The organism is Streptomyces sp. NPDC002838, assembly GCF_040295365.1.
GTDB lineage: Bacteria > Actinomycetota > Actinomycetes > Streptomycetales > Streptomycetaceae > Streptomyces.
The window spans coordinates 91,342-115,505 of sequence record NZ_JBEOVF010000008.1; the positions used below are offsets into that span (position 1 = coordinate 91,342).

Annotated in this window: 18 protein-coding genes and 1 pseudogene; 11 read left to right on the top strand and 8 right to left on the bottom strand. The window is 70.7% G+C overall.

All coding sequences use genetic code 11. The annotated features are described in order from the left end of the window. Window positions 1-2: 2 nt before the first annotated feature. From ABT063_RS13335 to ABT063_RS13350, 4 genes are all read right to left on the bottom strand, one after another. The gene (locus tag ABT063_RS13335; protein WP_351057549.1) at window positions 3-932 is read right to left on the bottom strand and encodes a branched-chain amino acid ABC transporter permease; all 930 of its coding nucleotides are present in this window, start codon (window positions 930-932) and stop codon (window positions 3-5) included. A 127-nt stretch (window positions 933-1,059) separates the two neighbouring features. Further along, window positions 1,060-2,289, bottom strand: a complete 1,230-nt coding sequence (locus tag ABT063_RS13340; protein ID WP_351057389.1) for a branched-chain amino acid ABC transporter substrate-binding protein — start codon at window positions 2,287-2,289, stop codon at window positions 1,060-1,062. A 1,428-nt stretch (window positions 2,290-3,717) separates the two neighbouring features. Further along, window positions 3,718-4,206 (bottom strand): hotdog fold thioesterase, encoded by a 489-nt coding sequence (locus ABT063_RS13345; protein WP_351057390.1) that lies wholly within the window; start codon window positions 4,204-4,206, stop codon window positions 3,718-3,720. 48 nt (window positions 4,207-4,254) lie between these two features. After that, entirely contained in the window at window positions 4,255-6,534 is a 2,280-nt protein-coding gene (locus ABT063_RS13350) for an FdhF/YdeP family oxidoreductase (RefSeq protein ID WP_351057391.1), read from the bottom strand. 180 nt (window positions 6,535-6,714) lie between these two features. Here ABT063_RS13350 and polA point away from each other — a divergent pair, with 180 nt between their 5' ends. Both polA and ABT063_RS13360 read left to right on the top strand, forming a co-directional pair. Further along, window positions 6,715-9,441: a DNA polymerase I gene (polA, locus tag ABT063_RS13355; protein ID WP_351057392.1), complete on the top strand. Its 2,727-nt coding sequence runs from the start codon at window positions 6,715-6,717 to the stop codon at window positions 9,439-9,441. A 905-nt stretch (window positions 9,442-10,346) separates the two neighbouring features. Further along, window positions 10,347-10,850 (top strand): hypothetical protein, encoded by a 504-nt coding sequence (locus ABT063_RS13360; RefSeq protein ID WP_351057393.1) that lies wholly within the window; start codon window positions 10,347-10,349, stop codon window positions 10,848-10,850. Here ABT063_RS13360 and ABT063_RS13365 read toward each other — a convergent pair. Further along, window positions 10,771-11,625, bottom strand: coding sequence for a DUF4184 family protein (locus ABT063_RS13365; protein WP_351057394.1), 855 nt, complete (start codon window positions 11,623-11,625; stop codon window positions 10,771-10,773). The genes ABT063_RS13360 and ABT063_RS13365 overlap by 80 nt on opposite strands. 330 nt (window positions 11,626-11,955) lie before the next feature. On the opposite strand from ABT063_RS13365, the gene ABT063_RS13370 reads away from it, so the two are divergent. The 3 genes from ABT063_RS13370 (at window position 11,956) to pgfA (ending at window position 15,006) form a co-directional block, all read left to right on the top strand. Beyond that, the gene (locus ABT063_RS13370) at window positions 11,956-13,716 is read left to right on the top strand and encodes a lytic transglycosylase domain-containing protein (protein ID WP_351057395.1); all 1,761 of its coding nucleotides are present in this window, start codon (window positions 11,956-11,958) and stop codon (window positions 13,714-13,716) included. 141 nt (window positions 13,717-13,857) lie between these two features. Next, window positions 13,858-13,992 carry an SPW_0924 family protein gene (locus ABT063_RS13375; RefSeq protein ID WP_107483783.1) on the top strand — a complete coding sequence of 45 codons (135 nt, stop codon included), beginning with the start codon at window positions 13,858-13,860 and terminating at the stop codon, window positions 13,990-13,992. Window positions 13,993-14,013: 21 nt separating this feature from the next. Further along, window positions 14,014-15,006: a cell envelope lipid trafficking protein PgfA gene (gene pgfA / locus ABT063_RS13380; protein ID WP_351057396.1), complete on the top strand. Its 993-nt coding sequence runs from the start codon at window positions 14,014-14,016 to the stop codon at window positions 15,004-15,006. Here pgfA and hrpB read toward each other — a convergent pair. Together hrpB and ABT063_RS13390 are read right to left on the bottom strand one after the other, a co-directional pair. Further along, window positions 14,996-17,527, bottom strand: coding sequence for an ATP-dependent helicase HrpB (gene hrpB, locus ABT063_RS13385; RefSeq protein WP_351057397.1), 2,532 nt, complete (start codon window positions 17,525-17,527; stop codon window positions 14,996-14,998). The two genes, pgfA and hrpB, sit on opposite strands and share 11 nt — an antisense overlap. A 4-nt stretch (window positions 17,528-17,531) precedes the next feature. Further along, window positions 17,532-18,371: a class I SAM-dependent methyltransferase gene (locus tag ABT063_RS13390; RefSeq protein ID WP_351057398.1), complete on the bottom strand. Its 840-nt coding sequence runs from the start codon at window positions 18,369-18,371 to the stop codon at window positions 17,532-17,534. 361 nt (window positions 18,372-18,732) lie between these two features. Here ABT063_RS13390 and rpsA point away from each other — a divergent pair, with 361 nt between their 5' ends. The 5 genes and pseudogenes from rpsA (at window position 18,733) to ABT063_RS13415 (ending at window position 22,864) form a co-directional block, all read left to right on the top strand. Then, on the top strand, window positions 18,733-20,232 hold the full coding sequence (rpsA, locus tag ABT063_RS13395) for a 30S ribosomal protein S1 (RefSeq protein WP_351057399.1): 1,500 nt from the start codon (window positions 18,733-18,735) through the stop codon (window positions 20,230-20,232). 357 nt (window positions 20,233-20,589) lie between these two features. Continuing rightward, window positions 20,590-20,691: pseudogene (locus tag ABT063_RS13400) on the top strand (FAD-dependent oxidoreductase); the annotation flags it as partial. A 116-nt stretch (window positions 20,692-20,807) separates the two neighbouring features. Beyond that, window positions 20,808-21,746, top strand: a complete 939-nt coding sequence (locus ABT063_RS13405) for a PAC2 family protein (RefSeq protein ID WP_351057401.1) — start codon at window positions 20,808-20,810, stop codon at window positions 21,744-21,746. A gap of 54 nt (window positions 21,747-21,800) precedes the next feature. Further along, window positions 21,801-22,433 (top strand): dephospho-CoA kinase, encoded by a 633-nt coding sequence (gene coaE / locus ABT063_RS13410; RefSeq protein ID WP_351057402.1) that lies wholly within the window; start codon window positions 21,801-21,803, stop codon window positions 22,431-22,433. A 50-nt stretch (window positions 22,434-22,483) separates the two neighbouring features. Beyond that, the gene (locus ABT063_RS13415) at window positions 22,484-22,864 is read left to right on the top strand and encodes a tetratricopeptide repeat protein (RefSeq protein ID WP_095750091.1); all 381 of its coding nucleotides are present in this window, start codon (window positions 22,484-22,486) and stop codon (window positions 22,862-22,864) included. Between the two features lie 8 nt (window positions 22,865-22,872). Here the strand turns inward: ABT063_RS13415 and ABT063_RS13420 are convergent, their stop codons facing one another. After that, window positions 22,873-23,148, bottom strand: a complete 276-nt coding sequence (locus ABT063_RS13420) for a DUF6343 family protein (protein WP_351057403.1) — start codon at window positions 23,146-23,148, stop codon at window positions 22,873-22,875. 68 nt (window positions 23,149-23,216) lie between these two features. Here ABT063_RS13420 and ABT063_RS13425 point away from each other — a divergent pair, with 68 nt between their 5' ends. Further along, complete coding sequence (locus ABT063_RS13425; protein WP_351057404.1) at window positions 23,217-24,116, top strand: acyltransferase domain-containing protein; 900 nt, start codon at window positions 23,217-23,219, stop codon at window positions 24,114-24,116. The last annotated feature ends 48 nt before the right edge of the window (window positions 24,117-24,164 follow it).

Here is a 24,164-nt window from a genome sequence, read left to right on the forward strand (position 1 = left end):
GATCACGCCCTGTCCGCGACGCGTTCGCCGAGCAGGCCTTGGGGTCTGACGAGGAGGACGATGATGAGGAGGCAGAAGGCCCAGACGTTGGCCCAGCTCTGGCCGCCGAGCTGCTGCATGCCGGGGATGCCGTCGATGTAGGCGGAGGCGAGGGTTTCGGCGATGCCGAGGACGAGGCCGCCGAGCATGGCGCCGTAGATGTTGCCGATGCCGCCGAGGACGGCGGCGGTGAAGGCCTTGAGGCCCATGAGGAAGCCCATGCGGTAGTCGACGTTGCCGTATTTGAGGCCGTAGGCGACGGCGGCGACGGCGGCGAAGAAGCCGCCGATGGCGAAGGCGATGACGATGATGCGGTTGGTGTCGATGCCCATGAGCTGGGCGGTGTCCGGGTCCTGGGCGGTGGCCTGCATGGCGCGGCCGGTGCGGCTCTTGCGGACGAAGAAGGCGAGGGCGGCCATGCACACGACGGCGGCGACGATGAGGAAGATGTCGGCGTCCTTGATGGTGATGGAGCCGATGTCGTGGGTGGTGTCGAGGCCGGGGAAGGCGCGGGCGCGGTCGGCGCCGGGGTAGAAGTTGCGGACGACTTCCTGGAGGGCCAGGGAGAGGCCGATGGCGGTGATGAGCGGTGCCAGGCGTGGTGCTCCGCGCAGGGGGCGGTAGGCGAACCGTTCCGCTCCGACGGCGATGAGGATGGCGACGATGCCGCCGCCTATCAGCATCAGGGGGACCGCGATGGCCATCGCGGTGCCGTCGGGGAGGATGTAGAAGTAGACCGTGAGGGCGCCGAAGGCCCCGGTCATGAAGATCTCGCCGTGCGCGAAGTTGATGAGCTGGACGATGCCGTACACCATCGTGTAGCCGATGGCGATAAGCCCGTACATCGAGCCGAGGAGCAGCCCGTTGGCCAGCTGCTGCGGCAGGGTGTTCACCGCGTTGGCCTCCATGTCGCTGGTGGTCGTGTGCACTGATCTGTGCAGGGGTCTGGATGTGGGAAAGGGCCGCGCGGTCGGGGTCCTCCTTCCGCGCGGCCCGTGGTGAAGTTTGCCGGGGCTTGGGTCAGCTGAGGTCGGCGGTGCCGGTCTCGACAGCCTTCCAGGCGCCCTTTTCGACCTGGTAAACCGTGAGCTGCTTGTTGGTGGTGTCGCCGTACTCGTCGAAGGAGACCTTGCCGGTGATGCCTTCGAAGTCGGACTTCTGGACCTCGTCCACGACGGTGGAGCGCAGGGCGTTGATGTCGGTGGGCACCTTGCCGCCGTTGGCGTCCGCGGCGGCCTTCACGGCCTTGATGATGGCGGTGGCGGCGTCGTAGGCGTAGGCGCCGTAGGCGCCGTAGTCACCCTTGTAGCCCTTGGCCTTGTAGGTCTCGATGAACGTCTTGGCGGCGGGCAGGGTGTCGGCGGGGACGCCGATGGCGGTGGCGAGGTCGCCTTCGGAGGAGGCGCCGGCGGCTTCGATGTAGGTGGAGGCGAACATGCCGTCGCCGCCGAACAGCGGGGTCTTGACGCCGGCGTCCTTGAGCTGCTTGGTGATCAGCGCGGATTCGTCGTACTGGCCGCCGTAGTAAAGGAGGTCGGCGCCCGAGTTCTTGATCTTGGTGACGAGGGAGCCGAAGTCCTTGTCGCCGGTGTTGACGTGGTCGGTCTGGACGACCTGGCCGCCGAGCTTCTTGAACTGCTCGTTGAAGATTTTCGCGAGGCCGGCGCCGTAGGTCTGCTTGTCGTCGACGACGAAGGCCTTCTTCTTCTTGAGCTTGTTGAAGGCGTACTGGGCGGCGAAGCTGCCCTGCAGTTCGTCGGTGGTGGCGGTGCGGAAGTAGGTCTTGAACGGCCGCTTCTTGTCGGTCTGCCAGTTCTTGCCCTGGGTCAGCTCGGGGGCGGTGTTCGCGGGGGAGATCTGGACCATGTTGGCCGAGGCGAAGACCTGCTGCATGGTCTGGGCGACGCCGGAGTTCAGCGGGCCGACGGCGCCGACGGCGGTCTTGTCGCCGGTGATGGCGGTGGCGTTGGACTGACCGGTGGCGGGCTGCGCCTTGTCGTCCAGGGCCCTGAGCTTGAACGTCACGCCGGGGACGAGCTTGTTCTTGTTGGCGTCGTCGACGGCGATCTGGGCGCCGTACTGGATGCCGAGGCCGGTGGTGGAGTTCTCACCGGTGAACGGGGCGTCCACGCCGATGGTGAGGGTGGTGTTGTCTCCGTTGTCTCCGCTGTCGCCGCCGTTGTCGTCTCGGGAGCCGCAGGCGGTGAGCGTCAGAGCTCCGGTCGCGAGGACGGAGGTAAGTATCACCAAGGAACGTCGCACAATCAGTCCTTTCCGCAGTCACTGCCATCCCTGTGGGGGGCGGCGGGTGCCGCGCTGGTACCGAACTCCCGATGGAGCGGTGACTGGCCGTGACTCTAAGCCCGGTTTGTACGTGGGGGCAGCGTCGGGTGCTCGCTTGTGACTTTCTTGTTATGACGTGGTGGAGAGCGGGCGTCGGCGGAGGGGGCTCTCGGCCGGTTTGGTGGTTTTTCCCCTCGGTCCGCATTCTGAGAACTCGCACTTCCGCTTGGCAGTGGGGCCGGTCATGCGGTGGTGGGGTGGCAGGCGCCGTGAAGGAGCTCGGAGAGGTCCCGGAAGAAGGCGCCGCCGAAAATGAAACTGTGGTGCTGTATTGCGCGCATGTTACGGAGCGTTACGTCGAGAAAGGGTAGGTCGGCATTCAGGGGCAGGCCCGAACGGTCGGAAACGGATATCTCGACTGTGATTCGGCGTGTTGCGTCGGCGTTCACGGTGAAGGCCGGCCCGGGTGTGGCACGGGCGTGGAGCCCGGGGAAGGCCGTGCCGGTGACTGTAAGGGTGACGGGCGGGCCGTCGGCGACGGTGACGGCGAATAGGTAACGGCCGCTTGTTGTGCCTGTCGTGCGGGAGTTGGGGGGGGCGGGTCTCCTGTAGCGCCAGACGGTGACGTTGGCGGGCCAGGGATGGGTGGCGGGGGCGGTGCGGTGCGGTCGTGTGCGTCGGCGGGTGCGAGCAGCAGGAGCCCGGCCGCTGTGACGACGACGCCGACTGTGAGGGCGGCTTTGCGGGCGCGGGGTGGCAGGGTGGCCGATCGCCGGTGAGACGGCTGGTCGGGCGTCCGGTGAGTCGGTGGGTGAGGCGGTCGGTGAGGCGCGGGGGATCGACGCCGATGATGTCGCAACCGCCGTCCGTCTCCGACGAGTTGGCGGGTTCGACGGGCCGGTGCCGGTCATGAGGGCGGCCTCATGGGGAAATGATGCCGTCAGCCCGCGGGGCAGTCGTGTCGCTGAGGTGGTAGGGCCGGTTGCGTGGTCGCGTGTCCGTCAAGCGTGGGGCGCCGATCTAGCTTGCTTGTCGGGCTGCGGGCAGTCGTTCGCTGGGGCGGTGCGGCCGGTTGCGTGGTCGAGCGTCTTGGGCGGCCGGGGCCGGTGGGCGGCGTGGCCGCGTGCCCGTCAATACCTCGGGCGCCGATCTCGCCTGCTCGTCAGGGCCTGGGGGGCCGATCTAGCTTGCTTGTCGGGCTGCGGGCAGTCGTGTCGCTGGGGCGGTGCGGCCGGTTGCGTGGTCGCGTGTCCGTCAAGCGTGGGGCGCCCATCCCGCCTGCTCGTCAGGCTGCGGGCGGTTGTGCCGCCCGGGGCGGCACGGGTGGGCGCAGGCGGCACCCCGCCAGCGCCGGTCTGCGCGACCCACCCCCGGGCACCCGGTCGACCCGCACGATCAGCCGGCGACCCCCACATTCTTCCCGTCCCCCGGACGGACATCCTGCAGCATGCAGGTGAGCCGCGCAGTGCACACCCGCCGCCCCTCCTCATCACTGATCACGATCTCGTACGTAGCCGTGGACCGCCCCCGATGCAAAGGCGTGGCCACTCCGGTCACCAGCCCCGACCGCACGCCCCGATGATGCGTGCAGTTCAGATCGACCCCCACCGCGATCTTGGAGCTGCCGGCATGCAGCATCGACCCCACCGACCCCAGCGTCTCGGCCAGCACGGCGGACGCGCCCCCGTGCAGCAGTCCGTACGGCTGCGTGTTCCCCTCGACGGGCATCGTGCCGACGACCCGCTCCGCCGAAGCCTGAACTATCTGCACGCCCATCCGCGTCCCGAGGTGCCCCGCGGAGAACAGCGCCGGCAGGTCCACGCCGAGTGCGGCGTACTCGGCGATGACCTCTTGCGGGAACGTCACGTGCTGCTGCTCGCCCATGGGGCCCGACTCCGTTCGTCGTGATCACTGGCTCGACTGAGCAAACGCTCAGTCGGTCGCCGATTGTTCCAGACGTACGACGACGGACTTGCTGGCCGGGGTGTTGCTGGTGTCCGCGGTGGCGTCGAGGGGGACGAGGACGTTGGTCTCCGGGTAGTAGGCGGCCGCGCAGCCCCGTGCCGTCGGGTAGTGCACGACCCGGAATCCGGGCGCCCGGCGCTCGACCCCGTCCTTCCACTCGCCGACCAGGTCGACGTAGGAGCCGTCCGCGACGCCCAGCGCGCGTGCGTCCTCGGGGTTGACCAGGACGACCCTGCGGCCGTTCTTGATGCCCCGGTAGCGGTCGTCCAGGCCGTAGATCGTGGTGTTGTACTGGTCGTGCGAGCGCAGCGTCTGCAGCAGCAGCCGCCCCTCGGGCAGCTCGGGATACTCGACGGGCGCGGCGGTGAAGTTGGCCTTGCCGGTGGCGGTCGGGAAGCGGCGCTCGTCGCGCGGGGCGTGCGGCAGGACGAAGCCACCGGGGTGTGCCACGCGCGCGTTGAAGTCCTCGAAGCCGGGGATCACGCGCGCGATGCGGTCGCGGATCGTGGCGTAGTCCTTCTCGAACTCCTCCCACGGCACCCTGCTGTCCGCGCCGAGCACCCGGCGGGCCAGGCGGCACACGATCGCCGGTTCGGACAGCAGGTGGGTGCTCGCGGGTTCCAGGCGGCCGCGGGAGGCGTGCACCATGCCCATGGAGTCCTCGACGGTGACGAACTGCTCGCCGCCGCCCTGGAGGTCGCGCTCGGTGCGGCCCAGGGTGGGCAGGATCAGGGCACGCGCGCCCGTGACGGCGTGCGAGCGGTTGAGCTTGGTCGACACGTGCACGGTCAGCCGGGCGCGGCGCATGGCCGCCTCGGTGACGTCGGTGTCGGGGGTGGCGGAGACGAAGTTGCCGCCCATGGCGAAGAAGACCTTGGCCTCGCCGTCGCGCAGGGCGCGGATGGCCCGTACGACGTCGTAGCCGTGCTCGCGCGGCGGTGCGAAGCCGAACTCCTTCTCCAGGGCGTCCAGGAAGGCGGGTGCGGGGCGCTCGAAGATGCCCATCGTGCGGTCGCCCTGCACGTTCGAGTGGCCGCGCACCGGGCACACGCCGGCGCCGGGGCGGCCGATGTTGCCGCGCAGGAGGAGGAAGTTGACGACCTCGCGGATGGTCGGCACGGAGTGCTTGTGCTGGGTGAGGCCCATCGCCCAGCAGACGATGGTCCGCTTGGAGGCGAGGACCATGCGCAGGGCTTCCTCGATCTCCTGCTGGGTCAGGCCGGTCGCGGTGAGCGTCTGGTCCCAGTCGGCGGCCCGGGCCTGGTCCGTGAACTCCTCGTAGCCGTGGGTGTGTTCGCTGACGAACTCCTCGTCGACGGCGCCCTCGGTCTCGAGGATGAGCTTGTTGAGGAGGCGGAAGAGGGCCTGGTCGCCGCCGATGCGGATCTGCAGGAACAGGTCGGTGAGCGCGGCTCCGGCGGTGAGGCCCTTGGGGGTCTGCGGGTTCTTGAAGCGTTCCAGGCCGGCCTCGGGCAGCGGGTTGACGCTGATGATCTTCGCGCCGTTGGCCTTGGCCTTCTCCAGGGCGGAGAGCATGCGCGGGTGGTTGGTGCCGGGGTTCTGGCCGGCGACGATGATCAGGTCGGCCTTGTAGAGGTCTTCGAGCAGGACGCTGCCCTTGCCGATGCCGATCGTCTCGGACAGGGCCGAGCCGGAGGACTCGTGGCACATGTTGGAGCAGTCGGGCAGGTTGTTGGTGCCGAGCTCGCGTGCGAAGAGCTGGTAGAGGAAGGCGGCCTCGTTGCTGGTGCGCCCGGAGGTGTAGAAGACGGCCTCGTCGGGGGAGGAGAGCGCGGTGATCTCCTCGGCGATGATGTCGAAGGCGCGCTCCCAGGTCACCGGCTCGTAGTGCGTTCCGCCTTCGGGGAGGTACATGGGGTGGGTGAGCCGTCCCTGCTGGCCGAGCCAGTAGCCGCTGCGTCCGGCGAGGTCGGCGACGGAGTGCGCGGCGAAGAACTCCGGGGTGACCCGGCGCAGGGTGGCTTCCTCGGCGACCGCCTTCGCGCCGTTCTCACAGAACTCCGCCGCGTGCCGGTGGTCCGGCTCCGGCCAGGCGCAGCCCGGGCAGTCGAAGCCGTCCTTCTGATTGACGCGCAGGAGGGTCAGCGCGGTGCGCTTGACGCCCATCTGCTGCTGGGCCATGCGCAGGCTGTGGCCGATGGCCGGGATGCCGGCCGCCGCGTGCTTCGGCTCGGCGACCTGCGGCGCGTCCTGAACGGGATCTGCCTTGGGCGGCTTCGTTGCCATCGCGGCGCTCTCCTTCGCTGACCGTGTGCCCTACGTCTCCGATCCTCGCACGTGGCACCGACAATGAGGCAGCGCGGGCTTGTGGAGGACAGGAGCATCGCCTGCGGTGGACGCTCCTCGAATGTGGCCGTCGATGGAGGGCGGGTCCGACTGTCAGTGGGGCGTGGCAGGATCGGGGGCGTGGCAGAAACAGCATCGAAGAAGACCGAGAACACCTCCGGCGCCGACCGGCCCCGCCTGATGCTCATGGACGGGCACTCGCTGGCCTACCGCGCGTTCTTCGCGCTGCCCGCGGAGAACTTCACGACCGCGACGGGCCAGCCGACGAACGCGATCTACGGCTTCGCGTCGATGCTGGCCAACACCCTGCGCGACGAGGCGCCCACGCACTTCGCGGTGGCCTTCGACGTCTCCCGCAAGACCTGGCGCTCCGAGGAGTTCACGGAGTACAAGGCGAACCGTTCCAAGACCCCGGACGAGTTCAAGGGCCAGGTCGAGCTGATCGGGGAGTTGCTCGACGCGATGCACGCCCAGCGCTTCGCGGTCGACGGTTTCGAGGCGGACGACGTCATCGCCACGCTCGCCACGCAGGCCGAGGCCGAGGGCTTCGATGTGCTGATCGTCACCGGCGACCGCGACTCCTTCCAGTTGGTCAGCGAGCACACGACGGTGCTGTATCCGACGAAGGGCGTCTCCGAGCTGACCCGCTTCACCCCGGAGAAGGTCTTCGAGAAGTACGGGTTGACGCCGTCGCAGTACCCGGACTTCGCGGCCCTGCGCGGCGACCCGTCGGACAACCTGCCGGGCATCCCGGGCGTCGGCGAGAAGACGGCCGCGAAGTGGATCAACCAGTTCGGATCCTTCGCGGAGCTGGTCGAGCGTGTCGACGAGGTCAAGGGCAAGGCCGGGCAGAACCTTCGAGATCACCTGGAGGCGGTCAAGCTCAACCGTCGGCTCACGGAGCTGGAGCGGCGGGTGGAGCTGCCCAAGACGGTCACCGACCTGGAGCGGGCCGCGTACGACCGCAAGGCCGTCGCGATGGTCCTGGACACCCTGGAGATCCGCAACCCGTCCCTGCGCGAGCGGCTCTTCGCCGTCGACCCCGGCGCCGAGGAGGCCGAAGCGACGCCGATCACGACGGACGGCGTCCAGCTGGACGGCAAGGTCCTCGCCACGGGCGAGCTGGCCCCGTGGCTCACCGAGCACGCCGGCGAGGTCCTCGGCGTGGCCACGGTCGACGCCTGGGCGCTCGGCACGGGCTCGGTCGCCGAGGTCGCGCTGGCCGCACCCGATGGCGCGGCCGCCTGGTTCGACCCGTCCCAGCTGGACGAGACGGACGAGAAGGCGTTCGCGGCCTGGCTGGCGGACGCGGGCCGCCCCAAGGTCTTCCACAACGCCAAGGGCGCGATGCGCGTCTTCGCCGAGCACGGCTGGAGCGTGGCCGGTGTCTCCATGGACACGGCACTGGCCGCCTACCTGGTCAAGCCGGGCCGCCGCTCCTTCGACCTGGACGCCCTGTCTCTGGAGTACCTGCACCGCGAGCTGGTCCCCGCCGCGGCGGCCGACGGCCAGCTGGCCTTCGGCGCGGACGACGGCGCGGAGGCCGAGGCGCTGATGATCCAGGCCCGCGCGGTCCTCGACCTGGGCGAGGCCTTCGAGGGCCGCCTGCAGGAGGTCGGCGCGGCGGACCTGCTGAGGGACGTGGAGCTGCCCACCTCCGCCCTCCTGGCCCGGATGGAGCGGCACGGTATCGCGGCCGACCGGGCCCATCTGGAGGCCATGGAGCAGATGTTCGCGGGCGCCGTGCAGCAGGCCGTGAAGGAGGCGCACGCGGCGGCCGGACACGAGTTCAACCTGGGCTCGCCCAAGCAGCTCCAGGAGGTCCTCTTCGGTGAGCTGGCCCTGCCCAAGACCAAGCGCACCAAGACCGGCTACACCACGGACGCCGACGCCCTTGCCTGGCTGGCCACCCAGACGGACAACGAACTGCCGGTGATCATGCTTCGCCACCGTGAGCAGGCGAAGCTGCGCGTCACCGTCGAGGGCCTGATCAAGACGGTCGCGGCGGACGGCCGTATCCACACCACGTTCAACCAGACGGTCGCCGCGACGGGCCGCCTGTCGTCCACGGACCCGAACCTCCAGAACATCCCGGTCCGCACGGACGAGGGCCGGGCGATCCGCCGCGGCTTCGTGGTCGGCGACGGCTTCGAGTCCCTGATGACGGCGGACTACAGCCAGATCGAACTGCGCGTGATGGCCCACCTGTCCGAGGACGCGGGCCTCATCGAGGCGTTCACCTCGGGTGAGGACCTGCACACGACCGCGGCCGCGCAGGTGTTCTCCGTCGAGCCCGCCGGCGTGGACGCGGAGATGCGACGCAAGATCAAGGCGATGTCGTACGGCCTGGCCTACGGTCTGTCGGCCTTCGGCCTCTCCCAGCAGCTGAACATCGAGGCGGCGGAGGCCCGCGCCCTGATGGACGCGTACTTCGAGCGTTTCGGCGGCGTACGGGACTATCTGCGCCGGGCCGTCGACGAGGCGCGATCCACGGGCTACACGGCGACGCTCTTCGGGCGCCGCCGCTACCTGCCCGACCTCAACAGCGACAACCGCCAGCGCCGTGAGGCGGCCGAGCGCATGGCCCTGAACGCGCCCATCCAGGGCACGGCCGCGGACATCGTCAAGATCGCGATGCTGAACGTGGACCGGGCGCTGCGGGAGGCGGACCTGAAGTCCCGCATGCTCCTCCAGGTCCACGACGAAATCGTCCTGGAGATCGCCCCCGGCGAACGCGCGACCGCTGAGGAACTGGTCCGCCGCGAAATGGCGAAGGCGGTCCACCTCCGCGTCCCCCTCGGCGTTTCGGTGGGCGCCGGCCCGGACTGGGAGTCGGCAGCGCACTAGGTGTGCTGTCCGGCGGATCAGGTCGCAGGAAATCGGCGGCGCCCCCGTCAACGCTGGTGAGCGGGGTCTGGTGCGTCCAGCTGCGAGGCGGAGGAGGGAGTCGACGCGAGGGGGGAGTCGGCGAGTGACGACAACGCGGCAGATGGGCGTGCCAGACCCCGCGTCCGCGGCATGATCCGCCGGACAGGCCCTAGCCTCCGGCGATCCGGCGGAGGGCCCGTCCGCGGCATGCGGCCCAGCAGCGGACCCTCCATCGCGGTGGCGGCGGATCTGCTTGGCGCAGAGCTTGGCCGGCACGAGGGGGCGGTCGGTTCAGGGTTCGGCCGGTGTGAGGGTTGGCTGCTCGGGGCTCGGCGGCAAGAGGGCCGGCCAGCTCATGGCTCGGCGGGTGTGACGGGGACGGCTCAGAGTTCGACGTGTGTGAGGTCGGCCAGCTCATGGCTCGGCGGGTGTGAGGGGCGACCGCCCAGGGCTTCGACGGGTGGGGGGGCAACCGCTCAGGGCTCGGCGTGTACCAGGTCGGCCGCCCAGCGGCTCGGCGTGTGTGAGGCAGGGCCCGGCGTCTATGAGGTCGGCTCAGGGCCCGGCGGATACGAGGGCACCCGGTTCAGAGCCCGGCCGGTGTGAGGGGCGGTCGGCTCAGAAGCCGCTCTCGGCGCAGAATCTCCGCCGCAACGGCGAGCAACCCCCACGGCCCCTTCGGCGGTGCCGAACCGCCCGGAACCCCGCCGCACACGCACCCATCCCGCACACGCACCCTCCCGCACACGCACCCACCCCGCACAACCACCCACCCCGCACAACCACCCACCCCGCACAACCCCGCCCAACCCCCGGAGGGACCCGTCACCCACGTGGCCCCCGCGAAAACGCCCCCCGCCGCCCCCGCCCGTCAAGATGCGGGCATGGGTATACGCATGCTCCGCCGCCGGACGGCCCGCGCACGGACGCAGGCACAGGCGCACACCGCATCGGCCCCGTCCACCCGGCCCCGCCCGGTCCCGGCCTTCACAGCCGCCGCAAGCACCGCCCGCATCCCCACCGACCCGGCGACAGTCCTACGCCAAGCAACCACAATCGGCGCGGCACGCATCCCTCCGGACCTGGCGGCAACCCTGCGCCGGGCCGCCGCGGCCGGCGCGGCTCGCATCCCTCCGGACCTGGCAGCCGCCCTGCGCCGGGCCGCCGCAGCCGGTAAGGCCCGCATCCCCACCGAGCTGGCGACAGCCCTGCGCCATGCGAGCGCAGCGCTCGCCCCGGTCCTCACCCTGCTGCCCCGCTCACGTCCGATGCCCACCTTCACGGTGTTCATCGCCCCCGCCGGCCCCCTCAGCGGGCAGCGGGACGGCTCTGCCGCTCCCCGTCCGCGCCCGAACCGTCGGGGACCGGGGCCGGACGCCACACCCTGACCCGCGCGGCGTACAGCAGCACGCCCAGGACGAGTCCCGCGCCCGCCCCGAAGCAAAGCGTCGGGATCAGTTCCCAGGGCTTCGCGGTGGACCCCCCGTACTCCCACCACCGCGTCGCCCGCTGCGCCGCCGCGACCACCGCACAGCCGCCGATCACGGCCCCGGCCCACCACCGGTCCCGTACGGACAACACCGGAACCCCCACCGGCTCGCCCGCGGGTGCCCGCCGTAGCGCGTGTGCCACGAACACGGCGATCACGACCGCGGCCACCGCCGAACCGCCGTACTGCAGGTACCAGTACAAAGGAGAGCCGGCCACCTCCCGCCCCAGGACGGGAAACAGCCGCATCCCCCACCGGTCGAGGTGCGTGAACGCGTCCCACACGACGTGGGTCAGCGCGCCGACTGCGGCGGAGACGTACCACCACACCACCAAAACGGGCCGTACGCGCGCGTGTGGCGCCCCGCAGCGCAGCAGCGCTGCCACCCGGCCCTGCCACGCCCGCGGCAGCAGCGCCACCAGCGGCTCGCGGACCAGCAGCCACAACCCCACCAGTGCCCAGGCGACCAGCACATCGACGGTGAGAACGCCCGGGAAGGAATGGGTGAACTCACCGAACTCCATCGCCCCGGACAGCGCACTCGCCGCGTAATAGGTCATGTCGGGAGCAAAGGAACCCGCCACGAGTACGGCCGGCACCAGCGACCCCCGGCCGGTTCCGTCGGTGCGCACGGCGGGCAGGACGGCCGCCGCATGGCTCAGGGTGAACGGCAACGAAGCTCCTCGCGACGGACGTTGGGCCCGCGGTCGACCGGGTTCTTTAATACCGTTCAGTATGAGCGATGCGACCCGGCCCCGATCCGACATGGCCAATCGGTGAAAATCGGGCACGAACGGGTGCCCGAGCAAAGGAAGTTGTCGTAGGGTCGCCTGGGTCACCGCGCCGGAAAGCGCGGTCGTCGAAGCGGTAGACAGCGAACAGAACGCCGAAGCGCGGCACGGGGGGCAACCCCCAGTGCGATGCGATCGTCACAACAGGTCGAGCACAGACGTCGAACACAGACAGAGACGGGCGCTCGGGCGTCCACGGGAGGGGTTCCATTTATGGCGGCGCAATTCGGTAGGAGGCTGCGCAAGGGAGCGGCGACCACCGCCGTGGCCGCAGCCGCGGTCGCGGCCCTGTCCGCCTCCCAGGCTCCGGGGGTGACGGCCGACGACCAGAACAGACCGGCCACCACCGGCGCCGAGACCGCACCCGACGCGACCGCCGAGGACGGCGGCGGCGCGACCGGCAACTCGCCGTACTACACGGACCTGCCGCCGCTGAACACCCCGAGCCCCTTGCCGACCGCCGACGGCACACCCGCATCCCCGGGCGAGGCCGAGGCGGGCATCCCCGCCACCGTCCTCGACGCCTACAAGAAGGCCGCGGCCGAACTGCGGTCGGCCAAGCCCGGCTGCAACCTGCCCTGGCAGCTCCTCGCCGCCATCGGCAAGGTCGAGTCGGGCCAGGCCCGCGGCGGCCGCGTCAACGCCGACGGCACCACGACCTCCCCGATCCTCGGCCCGCAGCTCGACGGCAACGGCTTCGCGCTCATCAGGGACACCGACGACGGCGCGTACGACGGCAACAGCACGTACGACCAGGCCGTCGGCCCCATGCAGTTCATCCCGTCCACCTGGGCGTGGGCGGGCCGCGACGGCAACGGCGACGGCACCGAGGACCCCAACAACATCTACGACGCCGCGCTCTCGGCCGGCCACTACCTGTGCCGCTACGGCTGGGACCTGTCCACGCAGGCCGACCTCAACAGCGCGATCCTCAGCTACAACAACTCGCAGGACTACCTGAACACGGTCCTGTCGTGGCTGGAGTACTACCGCAAGGGCATCCGCGAGATCCCCGACGGCACCGGCACCGTGCCCGACGAGGACAACCGCAGCAACGGCGGCAACAGGGCGAACCCCAAGCCGTCGCCCCCGGCCTCCAACACGCCGCCCAGCAAGCCCAGCACGCCCGGCAAGCCCGGTGGCGGTTCCCAGAGCCCGAAGCCGCCCGTGTCGTCTCCGCCCAGCACGCCGAAGCCGCCGACCCCGCCCTCGGGCACCCCCCAGACCCCCACCGACACGGTGGACCACCTGGAGGACGCCGGCACCGCCAAGCTCACCGCGATCGCGGGCGACGCGTTCACCCGGAAGATCAGCACCCGTGCCGAGACCAAGGCAGGCGCGGCCGTCGCCAAGGTCCGCATCCGGTTCACCGTCATCGGCGACACCGACACCACCTTCACCAGCGGCGAGAGGGTCGCCACGGTCGTCACCAACAGCACCGGCGTGGCCGTAGCGCCCGCGCTGAAGGCGGGCGAGAAGACGGGCGACTTCACCGTCCGCGCCACCGTCGTCGGCCGCATGGTCAGTGGCCTCGACTACAAGGCCACCGTCACCGAACGCGTGGCCGCCGCCCTCACCCGCACCAGCACCACCGCGCTCACCTGCAAGGCCGGCGAAGAGTTCGCCGAGCAGGTCGAGGTGAAGGCGACGTACCAGGGCGAGGCCGCGGACAAGGTCGCGGTCACCGCCACGCTCATCAAGTCCGTGCTCGACCCGTCCGAGAACGACAAGGGCCCCTACTTCAAGGACGCGGACGGCAAGCCGATCCGCACCCTGAAGAGCCTGGAGACGGACGAGAACGGCCTGTTGAAGCTGCCGAAGCTGTACGCGGACGACACCACCGGCACGTTCCTGCTCCGCATCGAGGCGGCGGGCGGAGCGACGCTCACGGTCCCGCTGACCGTGGAAGCGGCCGAGACGTCGTCGCCGCCGAGCCCGTCGGCCAGCCCCACGGCCAGTAGTCCTTCGCAGTAGTCCTGCGTACGACGACGGCGGCGCCCCCCCCCCCCGGGGGGGGCGCCGCCGTTGTGTGTGCAACGTGTTCTCATCTCACCCGCCCGTTGCTACGGTGCCGGACCTGACGAGGTATCAGTTCCTGTCCCTCGGGAGGCCCGCATGCGCGCCCTGATCGCCGCCGCGACCGGTCTCGCCGTCGCGCTCGCCCTGGTCCTCACGCTCACCGCTCTCGGCACACCCTCGGGCGAGACGTCCCCGAAGCCGCTGCTGACGACGGTGCCCGCACACCCGTAACCACCCGGGAGGGAGGCCGAGATGCGCCGCAAGGCCAGTCTGATCCTGCTCGCCCTCGCCGTGTTCTTCGCGGCGCTGTCCCCGCTGTTGCGCTGGTACGCCTTCCCGCGCCTCGCCAAGATCCCGGCCCACCAGTACCAGGACATGGTCCTGGAGGCGAAGGACGCCACCCTCCTCGACTACGGCACGATGCGCGCCAGGAAGGTCCCCGAGGTCAGCATCGTGCAGACCCTCCGGGGCAACGTGGAGGCCTCCGAGAAGATCGAGAAGACCGCGGGCCGGGACGTCGTGGTCTGGGACGGTCTGTCCTACGTCCAGGGACCCGACGGCAAGATGGTCTCCAAGATCCCCGAGCGCTACGTCTTCGACGCCCACACCCAGGAACCCGTCAACGCCACGGGCGAGATGGTCGACGGCGACCCCGTCAAACGCCAGGGCATCGAGTTCAAGTGGCCGTTCCTGACGGAGAAGCGCGACTACGAGTACTTCGACGCGCAGGCCCGGATCACGGCCCCCATCCACTACCAGGGCACCCAGAACTTCCGCGGGGTCGAGGTCTACTACTTCGAGCAGACCATCCCCTGGACCAAGGTGCCCTTCCCCAAGACCATGCCGGTCGCGGGCATCACCCCCGAGTCGGTCGCGAAGACCGGCACGACACGCTGGTACTCCACCGTCCGCAAGTTCTGGGTCGAACCGCTGACCGGCGCCCCGGTCTACGGCGAGGAGATCCACAAGGAGGAACTGCGCGGCGGCACCCTGCTCGGCGGCCGCGAGAAGGTGACGGCGTTCGCCGGCCATGTGAAGATGCGCGAGGACTACATCGAGCACACCGTGGACCTGGTCAAGTCCAACCGCACCCTCGTCCTGCTGCTGACGTCCTACCTGCCGTGGGGCTTCCTCGCCCTCGGCATCCTGCTGCTGTCCCTCTCCCTCTACCTGGAGGCCCGCAGCCGTCACCGCGGCGACCCGGCCCCCGCCGAGGCCACGAAGCCGGAGCCGGTCACCGCCTGAGCCGGGCGTTGGTGTGCCGCGTCGGCTCGGCACCGGCCGGATCCTCGGGCCACGGATGCTTCGGGTACCGGCCGCGCAGCTCCGCCCGTACGCCCTTGTAGCCGTCCCTCCAGAAGGAGGCGAGGTCGGCGGTCACGGCGGCCGGGCGGCCGGCGGGGGAGAGCAGATGCACGAGCAGTGGCACCCCGGCGACCCGGGGCGACTCCTGCAGCCCGAACATCTCCTGCACCTTCACGGCGAGCACGGGCTGCTCCGGATTCCCGTAGTCGATCCGGATTCTGGACCCACTCGGTACGGTGATCCGCTCCGGGGCGAACTCGTCGAGCCGCGCGGCGTCTCCGGAGGCCCAGGGCAGGAGCCGGGTCAGACATTGCCCCGCATCGATCCGCGCGAGATCGGCCCGCCGCCGGGCCCGGCCCAGCTCGGGCTCCAACCACTCCTCCACGCGCGCGTGGAGCGCGTCGTCGGAGACATCGGGCCACGGATCCCCGATACGCAGGTGCAAAAAGGCGAGCCGCTGCCTCAGTACGGCGGTCTCGGCGGACCACCGCAACAGCCCGAGCCCCTCCCGCCGCAGCCCTTCGACAAGCGCCTCCCGTACGAGACCGGCGTCCGCGTCGGTGAGCGGCCGTACCGCCAGCTCGACGGCCCCCAGCCGCTCGACGCGCCGCGCGACGACGTCCCCGTCGGCCCAGTGGACCTCGTCCCGCTCCTCGACGAAGGCCCCGCCGGCCAGCCGAGCGATCCCCTCGTCGACGACCGCCCCGAGCCGCACACGCGCGTGCCCCTTGCCGACGGGACGGTCGGCCACGGCGACCGCGACCCAGGGAGCCCCGCGCAGGCCGGTACCGTCACCGGCCTCGGCGCGGGTCCCGGACACCATGAGGTAGGACCCGCCGTCGGCCTTGGCGACACGCTCGGGGAACGCGAGGGCGGCGACGAGCCCGGCGACAGCGTCCTCCCCGGCGCCGATCGCGCTGTCGCCGTCACGGGTGGGCGCGTGGGAAAGATCTGTCGAAACGGCCCGCAGCCGCCGAACCTCTCCACGCCACCGCGCCCCATACGCGTCACCCCCGCGTCGGGCGGCCCGCAAAGCGGCGGCCAGGTCATCCCCGTACTCCCGAGGCGCCTCCTCACTCAACAACGCGACCACCTCGGCGGCCCGCTCCGCACCGACCAAGGGCGCCGCGTCGAGCAACGCCCGCCCCAGCCGGGGGTGCAACCCCAGCCGAGCAAGCCGCAAACCCCGCTCAGTGGCCCGACCGGCGGAGTCCACCGCCCCGATCGCCGTCAAAACTCCCCGCGCCGCCCCCATCGCCCCACCCGGCGGCGCGTCCGGCAGTGCCAGGCCGGAGGCCTCCGGATCGCCCCAGCACGCCGTCTGCAGGGCGAACGCGGTCAGGTCGGCCACTTTGATCTCCGGCGCCGGAAAACGCGGCAGACGCGTGTCCTCCGCCTCCGCCCAGCACCGGTACACCGCGCCCGGCGCCTCACGCCCGGCGCGCCCCGCCCGCTGCCGCCCCGCCGCCTGCGAGGCCCGTACCGTCGTCAGCGCGCTCAGCCCGCGCGCGTGATCCACCCGCGGCTCCCGCGCCAGCCCCGAGTCGACGACCACCCGCACCCCGGGAACCGTCAGCGACGACTCGGCAACGGAGGTCGCCAGCACCACCCGGCGCCGCTTCCCAGGAGCCAGCACCGCGTCCTGCACGGCCGCCGGCGCCCGCCCGTGCACCTGAAGCACCTCGACGTCCCCGAAGTCCGCCAGAGCCCCGAGCTGCCCGGCGACCCGCGCGATCTCGCCCACGCCCGGCAGGAAGCACAGCACGTCGCCCTCCCGCTCGGCCAGCGCCCGCCGCACCACCGACGCCAGGTGCGTCAGCAGCGCCGGATCGACGCGCATCCCGTGCGGCGGCCGTACCGGACGCGCCGGCGGCGCCCACACCACCTCCACCGGATACGTGACACCCTCCGCCTCGACCACCGGCGCCCCGCCCAGCAGCCGCGCCCACCCCTCGGCGTCGGTCGTCGCCGACGCGGCCACCAGCCGCAGCTCCGGCCGCAGCGTCTGCCGTACGTCCCACAGGAAGGCAGCCACGGTGTCCGCGTCCAGATGCCGCTCGTGGCACTCGTCGAGCACCACCACGTCCACGTCCGCCAGCTCCTGGTCGCGCTGCACCCGCTGCAACAGCACACCGGTCGTGACGACCTCCACGCGCGGGTGCCGCCCGACGACCCGCTCCCCGCGCACGGTGTAGCCGACGCTGTCGCCGACCTTCTCGCCGAGCAGCCACGCCATCCGCCGTGCCGCCGCCCGCGCCGCGATCCGCCGCGGCTCGGCGACGACCACGCGCCGCGCGGGGCGGTCGTCCAGGAGGCCCGCCAACGCCAGCGGCACCAGCGTCGTCTTACCGGTGCCGGGCGGCGCGACGAGCACGGCGGTACCGTGCCCCTCCAGGGCGTCGTTCAGACCGGGCAGGGCACCGCGTACGGGCAGGGCGTCGAGGGCGTCGTAACGGATCACGCACTCAGTCTCGTACGCACACGAAGATCGCCGTCCCCGGGATCAGATTCCCCCGCAGCGGCGACCAGCCGCCCCACTCGGCGCTGTTCCAGGCCGGCCACTCCGGCTCGACCAGGTCCACCAGACTCAGGCCCGCCGTGACGATGTCCCGCACCCGGTCGCCGAGGGTCCGGTGGTGCTCGACGTAGACCGCGCGACCCTCCTCGTCCTGCTCGACGTACGGCGTGCGGTCGAAGTACGAGGCGGACACCGACAGCCCCTCCGGCCCGGGCTCGTCGGGGAAGGCCCAGCGGATGGGATGGGTGACCGAGAAGACGAAACGCCCGCCCGGCCGCAGCACCCGCCGCACCTCCCGCAGCACCAGCACCGGATCCGCCACGAACGGCAGCGCCCCGTACGCCGAGCAGGCCAGGTCGAAGGTTTCGTCCGCGAACGGCAGGGCGCCCGCGTCGGCGCACACCAAGGGGAACGACCCGCCGATGCGCAGCGCGTGCTGGAGCTGGCGGTGGGAGAGGTCCAGGGCGACCGGGCGGGCGCCCTGCGCGGCCAGCCAGCGCGCGCACTGGGCGGCGCCGGCGCCGATCTCCAGGACGGCCTTGCCCTTCAGCTCCTCCGGCGGGCCGAGCAGCTCGGCCTCCACCTCGTCGAGCCCCTCGGGGCCCCACACGAAACGGTCGTCCCCGAGGAACGTGCCGTGCTCGACCTGGTACTCGTCCGCGTTGCGGTCCCACCAGCCCCGGTTGGCCCGGGCGCTCTCCGTGACGTCGGCATCACGTCGGGTGGCTTCCGGCTCCGGCGCCGGTTCGGACGATACGGACTCTTGGATGATCGGCTCCCTCGTCATACTCTTCCGTCACCTTTATGGCGCCACCCCTCACGGTGGTGCCACGCGGGAGGTGTCCTGTGGCCGTTTGGCCTCCAGGGACAGTTCTTGTGCCGGGTATGCGGCGATCCGCCCCGGGTGTGCGGCTTCGCGCATTGACCCTGTCCGGCTGCCCCCGTATGCTACAAGTTGCGCTGCGGGCCTGCGCACCTCAGACGTAGCAGGCTGCGCTCGCATCTGTTGTATGTCCCCTCGGTTGTCGAGGCGCCACCAGTGGTTTTTGTGGCGCTTCCTTGGCTGTCCGGCTTCTTCAGAGCGAAACGGGCTCCCGGCGTAAAGCAGTACCTACGACTTCAATGTCCGTACCGGAGCCCTTTCCCACATGACGAGCAGCACCGAGACCACCGCCACCACCCCGCAGGTAGCGGTCAACGACATCGGTAACGAGGAAGCCTTCCTCGCCGCGATCGACGAGACGATCAAGTACTTCAACGACGGCGACATCGTCGACGGCGTCATCGTGAAGGTCGACCGGGACGAGGTCCTGCTCGACATCGGTTACAAGACCGAAGGCGTTATCCCGAGCCGCGAGCTCTCGATCAAGCACGACGTCGACCCGAACGAGGTTGTCGCCGTCGGTGACGAGATCGAAGCCCTTGTTCTCCAGAAGGAGGACAAGGAAGGCCGACTGATCCTCTCGAAGAAGCGTGCCCAGTACGAGCGCGCCTGGGGCACCATCGAGAAGATCAAGGAAGAGGACGGGATCGTCACCGGTACCGTCATCGAGGTCGTCAAGGGTGGTCTCATCCTCGACATCGGCCTCCGTGGCTTCCTCCCGGCCTCCCTGGTCGAGATGCGCCGCGTTCGCGACCTCCAGCCCTACGTGGGCAAGGAGCTCGAGGCCAAGATCATCGAGCTGGACAAGAACCGCAACAACGTGGTCCTGTCCCGCCGTGCCTGGCTGGAGCAGACCCAGTCCGAGGTCCGCCAGACGTTCCTCACGACCCTGCAGAAGGGTCAGGTCCGTTCCGGTGTGGTCTCCTCGATCGTCAACTTCGGTGCCTTCGTGGACCTGGGTGGCGTCGACGGTCTGGTCCACGTCTCCGAGCTGTCCTGGAAGCACATCGACCACCCCTCCGAGGTTGTCGAGGTCGGCCAGGAGGTCACCGTCGAGGTCCTCGACGTCGACATGGACCGCGAGCGCGTCTCCCTGTCGCTGAAGGCGACCCAGGAAGACCCGTGGCAGCAGTTCGCCCGCACCCACCAGATCGGTCAGGTCGTGCCCGGCAAGGTCACGAAGCTGGTTCCGTTCGGTGCGTTCGTCCGCGTGGACGAGGGCATCGAGGGTCTGGTCCACATCTCCGAGCTGGCCGAGCGCCACGTGGAGATCCCGGAGCAGGTCGTCCAGGTCAACGACGAGATCTTCGTCAAGGTCATCGACATCGACCTCGAGCGCCGTCGCATCAGCCTCTCGCTGAAGCAGGCCAACGAGTCCTTCGGTACCGACCCGGCCTCGGTCGAGTTCGACCCGACCCTGTACGGCATGGCCGCGTCGTACGACGACCAGGGCAACTACATCTACCCCGAGGGCTTCGACCCCGAGACCAACGACTGGCTCGAGGGCTACGAGAAGCAGCGCGAGGAGTGGGAGCGCCAGTACGCCGAGGCGCAGCAGCGCTTCGAGCAGCACCAGCAGCAGGTCATCAAGTCCCGCGAGGCGGACGAGAAGGCCGCTGCCGAGGGCGGTGGCGAGGCCGCGGCTCCGGCTGCGGCCGGTGGTGGCGGTTCGTACTCCTCCGAGGGCCCGGACAACTCCGGCGCGCTGGCCTCGGACGAGGCGCTGGCCGCACTGCGGGAGAAGCTGGCGGGTGGGCAGAGCTGAACGCCCACTGAGCAGTAGCTCTTGACTGAGGGCCCGCATCCTTTTCGGATGCGGGCCCTCAGTGCGTTTGCTGTCGCGGGGGCGGGGCGCCGCCCGGCGCTGCGGGTCCCTTGCGCAAACGTGTATTGCACGAGTAACTGTTGGGCCGTAACCGGCCATTGGGAGGCTTCCCCGGTCATTTGATCGGAGAGGGGAGCCGAAGTCGCCAGCGGCGTCGGGCGAGTTCGGCTTCGACCAGGCCATGCTGATGTTCCAGCCGGTCGGCGGCATGCCTACACCCAGGGCGGCCGTACGAAGGTCGTCGAGGCCGGCTACCGCGTCGCCGCGCTGCCGCCCAACATCCTCGCCAAGGTGCCGCAGCCCGCCGGGCGCGTGTACTTCGCCGGCGACTGGCTCAGCTACACCGACGCCTGGCAGCACGGTGCCTTCACGTCCGCGGTGACGTCGGCGATTCGGTGACTCAGGGGAGCGACGTATGAAAAGGCAGTGAGAGGTGCCTGTTCAGGGGCGTGGGGCGGGAATGCCCACGCCCTGCACCGCGTTGTGCAGTACGAACACGAGGAGGAGCGGTCACAGTGCTTGATCCGCAGGGTTTGTACGCATGGGAGCCGAAGGGCCTCGCCGTCGTCGACATGGCGCTCGCCCAGGAGTCGGCCAGCCTTGTCATGCTCTACCACTTCGACGGATACATCGACGCGGGCGAGACCGGCGACCAGATCGTCGACCGGCTCCTCGACTCGCTGCCCCACCAGGTCGTCGCGCGCTTCGACCACGACCGGCTCGTGGACTACCGGGCCCGTCGCCCGCTGCTGACGTTCAAGCGCGACCGCTGGGCCGCGTACGAGGAGCCCACCCTCGACGTGCGGCTGGTGCAGGACGCCACCGGTGCGCCCTTCCTGCTGCTGTCCGGCCCGGAGCCGGACGTGGAATGGGAGCGCTTCGCCGCGGCCGTCCAGCAGATCGTGGAGCGGCTCGGCGTCCGCCTGTCGGTGAACTTCCATGGCATTCCCATGGGCGTCCCGCACACCCGCCCGGTGGGCCTCACCCCGCACGGCAACCGCAACGACCTCGTGCCCGGCCACCGCAGCCCCTTCGAGGAGGCCCAGGTGCCCGGCAGCGCGGAGGCGCTGGTCGAGTACCGCCTCATGGAGGCCGGACACGACGTCCTGGGCGTCGCCGCGCACGTGCCGCACTACATCGCCCGCTCGCCGTACCCGGACGCGGCGCTGACCGTCCTGGAAGCCATCACGGCGGCGACCGGCCTGGTCCTGCCCGGCATCGCCCACGCCCTGCGCACGGACGCCTACCGCACGCAGACCGAGATCGACCGGCAGATCCAGGAGGGCGACGAGGAGCTCGTCGCGCTTGTCCAGGGCCTGGAGCACCAGTACGACGCCGCCGCCGGCGCCGAGACCCGGGGCAACATGCTCGCCGAGCCGGTCGAGATTCCGTCGGCGGACGAGATCGGACGCGAGTTCGAGCGGTTCCTGGCGGAACGGGAAGGGGACGGCTGAGCCCTGCCGGAGTCAGCGGGTGCGTTGTCGGTGGCAGGCCCTAAGCTTCCGGTCATGCTGAAAGTGGGGTTGACCGGGGGTATCGGCGCCGGCAAGAGCGAGGTGTCGCGGCTGCTCGTCGAGTGCGGAGCCGTGCTGATCGACGCGGATCGCATCGCACGCGAGGTCGTCGCGCCGGGGAAGCCCGGCCTCGCCGCGGTCGTCGAGGCCTTCGGCGAGGAGGTCCTGGCCGCCGACGGCAGCCTGGACCGGCCCAAGCTGGGCTCGATCGTCTTCGCCGACCCGGAGAAGCTCGCCCGCCTGAACGCGATCGTGCACCCCCTGGTCGGCGCCCGCTCCCGCGAGCTGGAAACCGCCGCCGCCAAGGACGCCGTCGTCGTCCACGACGTCCCGCTCCTCACGGAGAACGGCCTGGCCCCGCTGTACGACGTCGTGGTGGTCGTCGACGCGAGTCCCGAGACCCAGCTCGACCGGCTGGTCCGGCTGCGCGGCATGACCGAGGCGGACGCCCGCGCGCGCATGGCCGCCCAGGCGACGCGCGAGAAGCGCCTGGAGATCGCGGACATCGTCATCGACAACGACGTACCCCTGGAAGAGCTCCGGCGGCGCGTGAAGGACGTCTGGGCCGATCTCGTCCGCAGAGCCCGCGCGACCCAGGGAACACCGTCACGGGAGCCCCAGGAATAGCGGCCCCCCGTCCGGGCGTTGAACCCGTCCAGTAAGGGAAGGACTTTGCCGTGCCCGAGATCAGCGGTTCGACCGGACGTACTCCCGAGACGCATGTCATCGACTTCCGTGCCGCCGAGCAGTTGCTCGCCGCACGGGATCCGCGGGGCGCGGTGAAGCTGCTCGACCCAGTCGTCGCCGCCCACCCGGAGAACACCGCCGCACGGCTGCTGCGCGCGCGTGCCTTCTTCGCGGCCGCGCAACTGCGGCCCGCGGAACTCGAGTTCACCATCGTCCTGGAGCGCGAGCCGGACAACGCGTTCGCGCACTTCGCGCTCGCCCGGACCTATGAGCGCCAGGGGCGCCACGACCAGGCCAGGCGTCACTTCCGGCTGGCGGCGGCGCTGGATCCGAAACCGGAGTTCCTGCAGGCGGCGCGCTTCGACGCGTGAGCCGCCCGTCACGGGCGACGGTTGTCCGGCGGGCGATACGGCGGGACGTCGCGGCCCGGCTGGTAGTGCGGGCCCTGGCGGATGTGCCGCAGGATCAGCGTCATGTCGACGGTGATCACCAGCCACAGCACCCCGCAGGCGATCGCCCAGCCGGGGCGCCCGGCGAGCGTGAAGGCGATCGTGCCGAAGGTCGTCCAGATCAGCCCCCACACGCTCAGCCAGAAGCGCATCCGCAGCGCACTGCGCGCGGTCGTCGGCTCACTGCCCGTACGCATCGGGATCATCACTCCTCTTTTGCAACGTACCCTTCGGAGCGGACGTTCACCAAAGGGTCCGAACAGGGGGTCCCCGCGTGCTTCCGGATGCCGATGAGCTGGCCGAGGTGCTGCTCGACCTCGCGGTACCGCACGACGACATCAACGAACTCGTACGGATGGGCCGGCGGGTCACGGACGACCCGGAGCTGCTGCGGTTCCTCGAGGCGTCGGTCGAGGAGCTCGTCCGGGCAATGGGGGAGATCGGCGGCGCGGTCGACCTGCCCGAGCTCGACTGGGCCTCGGGCGCCCTGCGGCGCTGCTTCCCCGCGTACGTGTTCGTGGCGGCGCTGCCCCACACCCGCGCGTATCACCGGCAGCGCGGCATACCGGCCGACGTGTCCCGGCGCACCCTTGCCGACCTCGGGCGGAACATGGCCGTGCACCGCAGGCGCCACGGCAGGGCAGGCGTGCAGGCGCCGCGCTGGCTCACCCACCACTTCCGGGGCGAGCTGTACCAGTTGGGTCGGCTGCAGTTCGAGCGGGCGCGGCTCGGAGAGCGTACGGGACGGGCGCTCGCGGCGGCCGGGCTGGACGTGGCCCCCGGCACGCCCTGCCTGAACCTCCACATCCCCGACTTCCTCGGCCCGCTGTCACCGGCCGCCTGCGACCGCTCGCTGGCGCTGGCCGGCGAGTTCTTCGCGCGGCACTACCCCGAGGAGAAGTACCGCGCTGCCCTCTGCCACTCCTGGCTGCTCGACCCTCAGTTGAAGCGGTATCTGCCCGCGGACTCCAACGTCGTCCGGTTCCAGGAACGCTTCCGGATCGGCCGCGAGGACACGGAGCCGTCGGACACCGAGCCGGTCCAGTTCGTCTTCGGAGACCCGGAAGTGCCCGTGGAGAGCCTGCCGCGGCGCACCTCTGTGGAGCGGGCCGTCGGCGACCATCTGCGGGCGGGTGGCCACTGGTACATCGGGCACGGCTGGTTTCCGCTGTGAGGCGCTGGGATCCGGATGCGGGCCCGGGGCCGGGTATGAGGGCCGGGC

What these genes read in the sequence shown, in the direction of transcription:
- ABT063_RS13345 (WP_351057390.1), bottom strand. Translation starts at nt 4,206, where the DNA reads ATGGGCGAGCAGCAGCACGTGACGTTCCCGCAAGAGGTCATCGCCGAG.
- ABT063_RS13350 (WP_351057391.1), bottom strand. Translation starts at nt 6,534, where the DNA reads ATGGCAACGAAGCCGCCCAAGGCAGATCCCGTTCAGGACGCGCCGCAG.
- ABT063_RS13360 (WP_351057393.1), top strand. Translation starts at nt 10,347, where the DNA reads ATGGGTATACGCATGCTCCGCCGCCGGACGGCCCGCGCACGGACGCAG.
- ABT063_RS13370 (WP_351057395.1), top strand. Translation starts at nt 11,956, where the DNA reads ATGGCGGCGCAATTCGGTAGGAGGCTGCGCAAGGGAGCGGCGACCACC.
- ABT063_RS13375 (WP_107483783.1), top strand. Translation starts at nt 13,858, where the DNA reads ATGCGCGCCCTGATCGCCGCCGCGACCGGTCTCGCCGTCGCGCTCGCC.
- pgfA (WP_351057396.1), top strand. Translation starts at nt 14,014, where the DNA reads ATGCGCCGCAAGGCCAGTCTGATCCTGCTCGCCCTCGCCGTGTTCTTC.
- ABT063_RS13390 (WP_351057398.1), bottom strand. Translation starts at nt 18,371, where the DNA reads ATGACGAGGGAGCCGATCATCCAAGAGTCCGTATCGTCCGAACCGGCG.
- rpsA (WP_351057399.1), top strand. Translation starts at nt 18,733, where the DNA reads ATGACGAGCAGCACCGAGACCACCGCCACCACCCCGCAGGTAGCGGTC.
- coaE (WP_351057402.1), top strand. Translation starts at nt 21,801, where the DNA reads ATGCTGAAAGTGGGGTTGACCGGGGGTATCGGCGCCGGCAAGAGCGAG.
- ABT063_RS13420 (WP_351057403.1), bottom strand. Translation starts at nt 23,148, where the DNA reads ATGATCCCGATGCGTACGGGCAGTGAGCCGACGACCGCGCGCAGTGCG.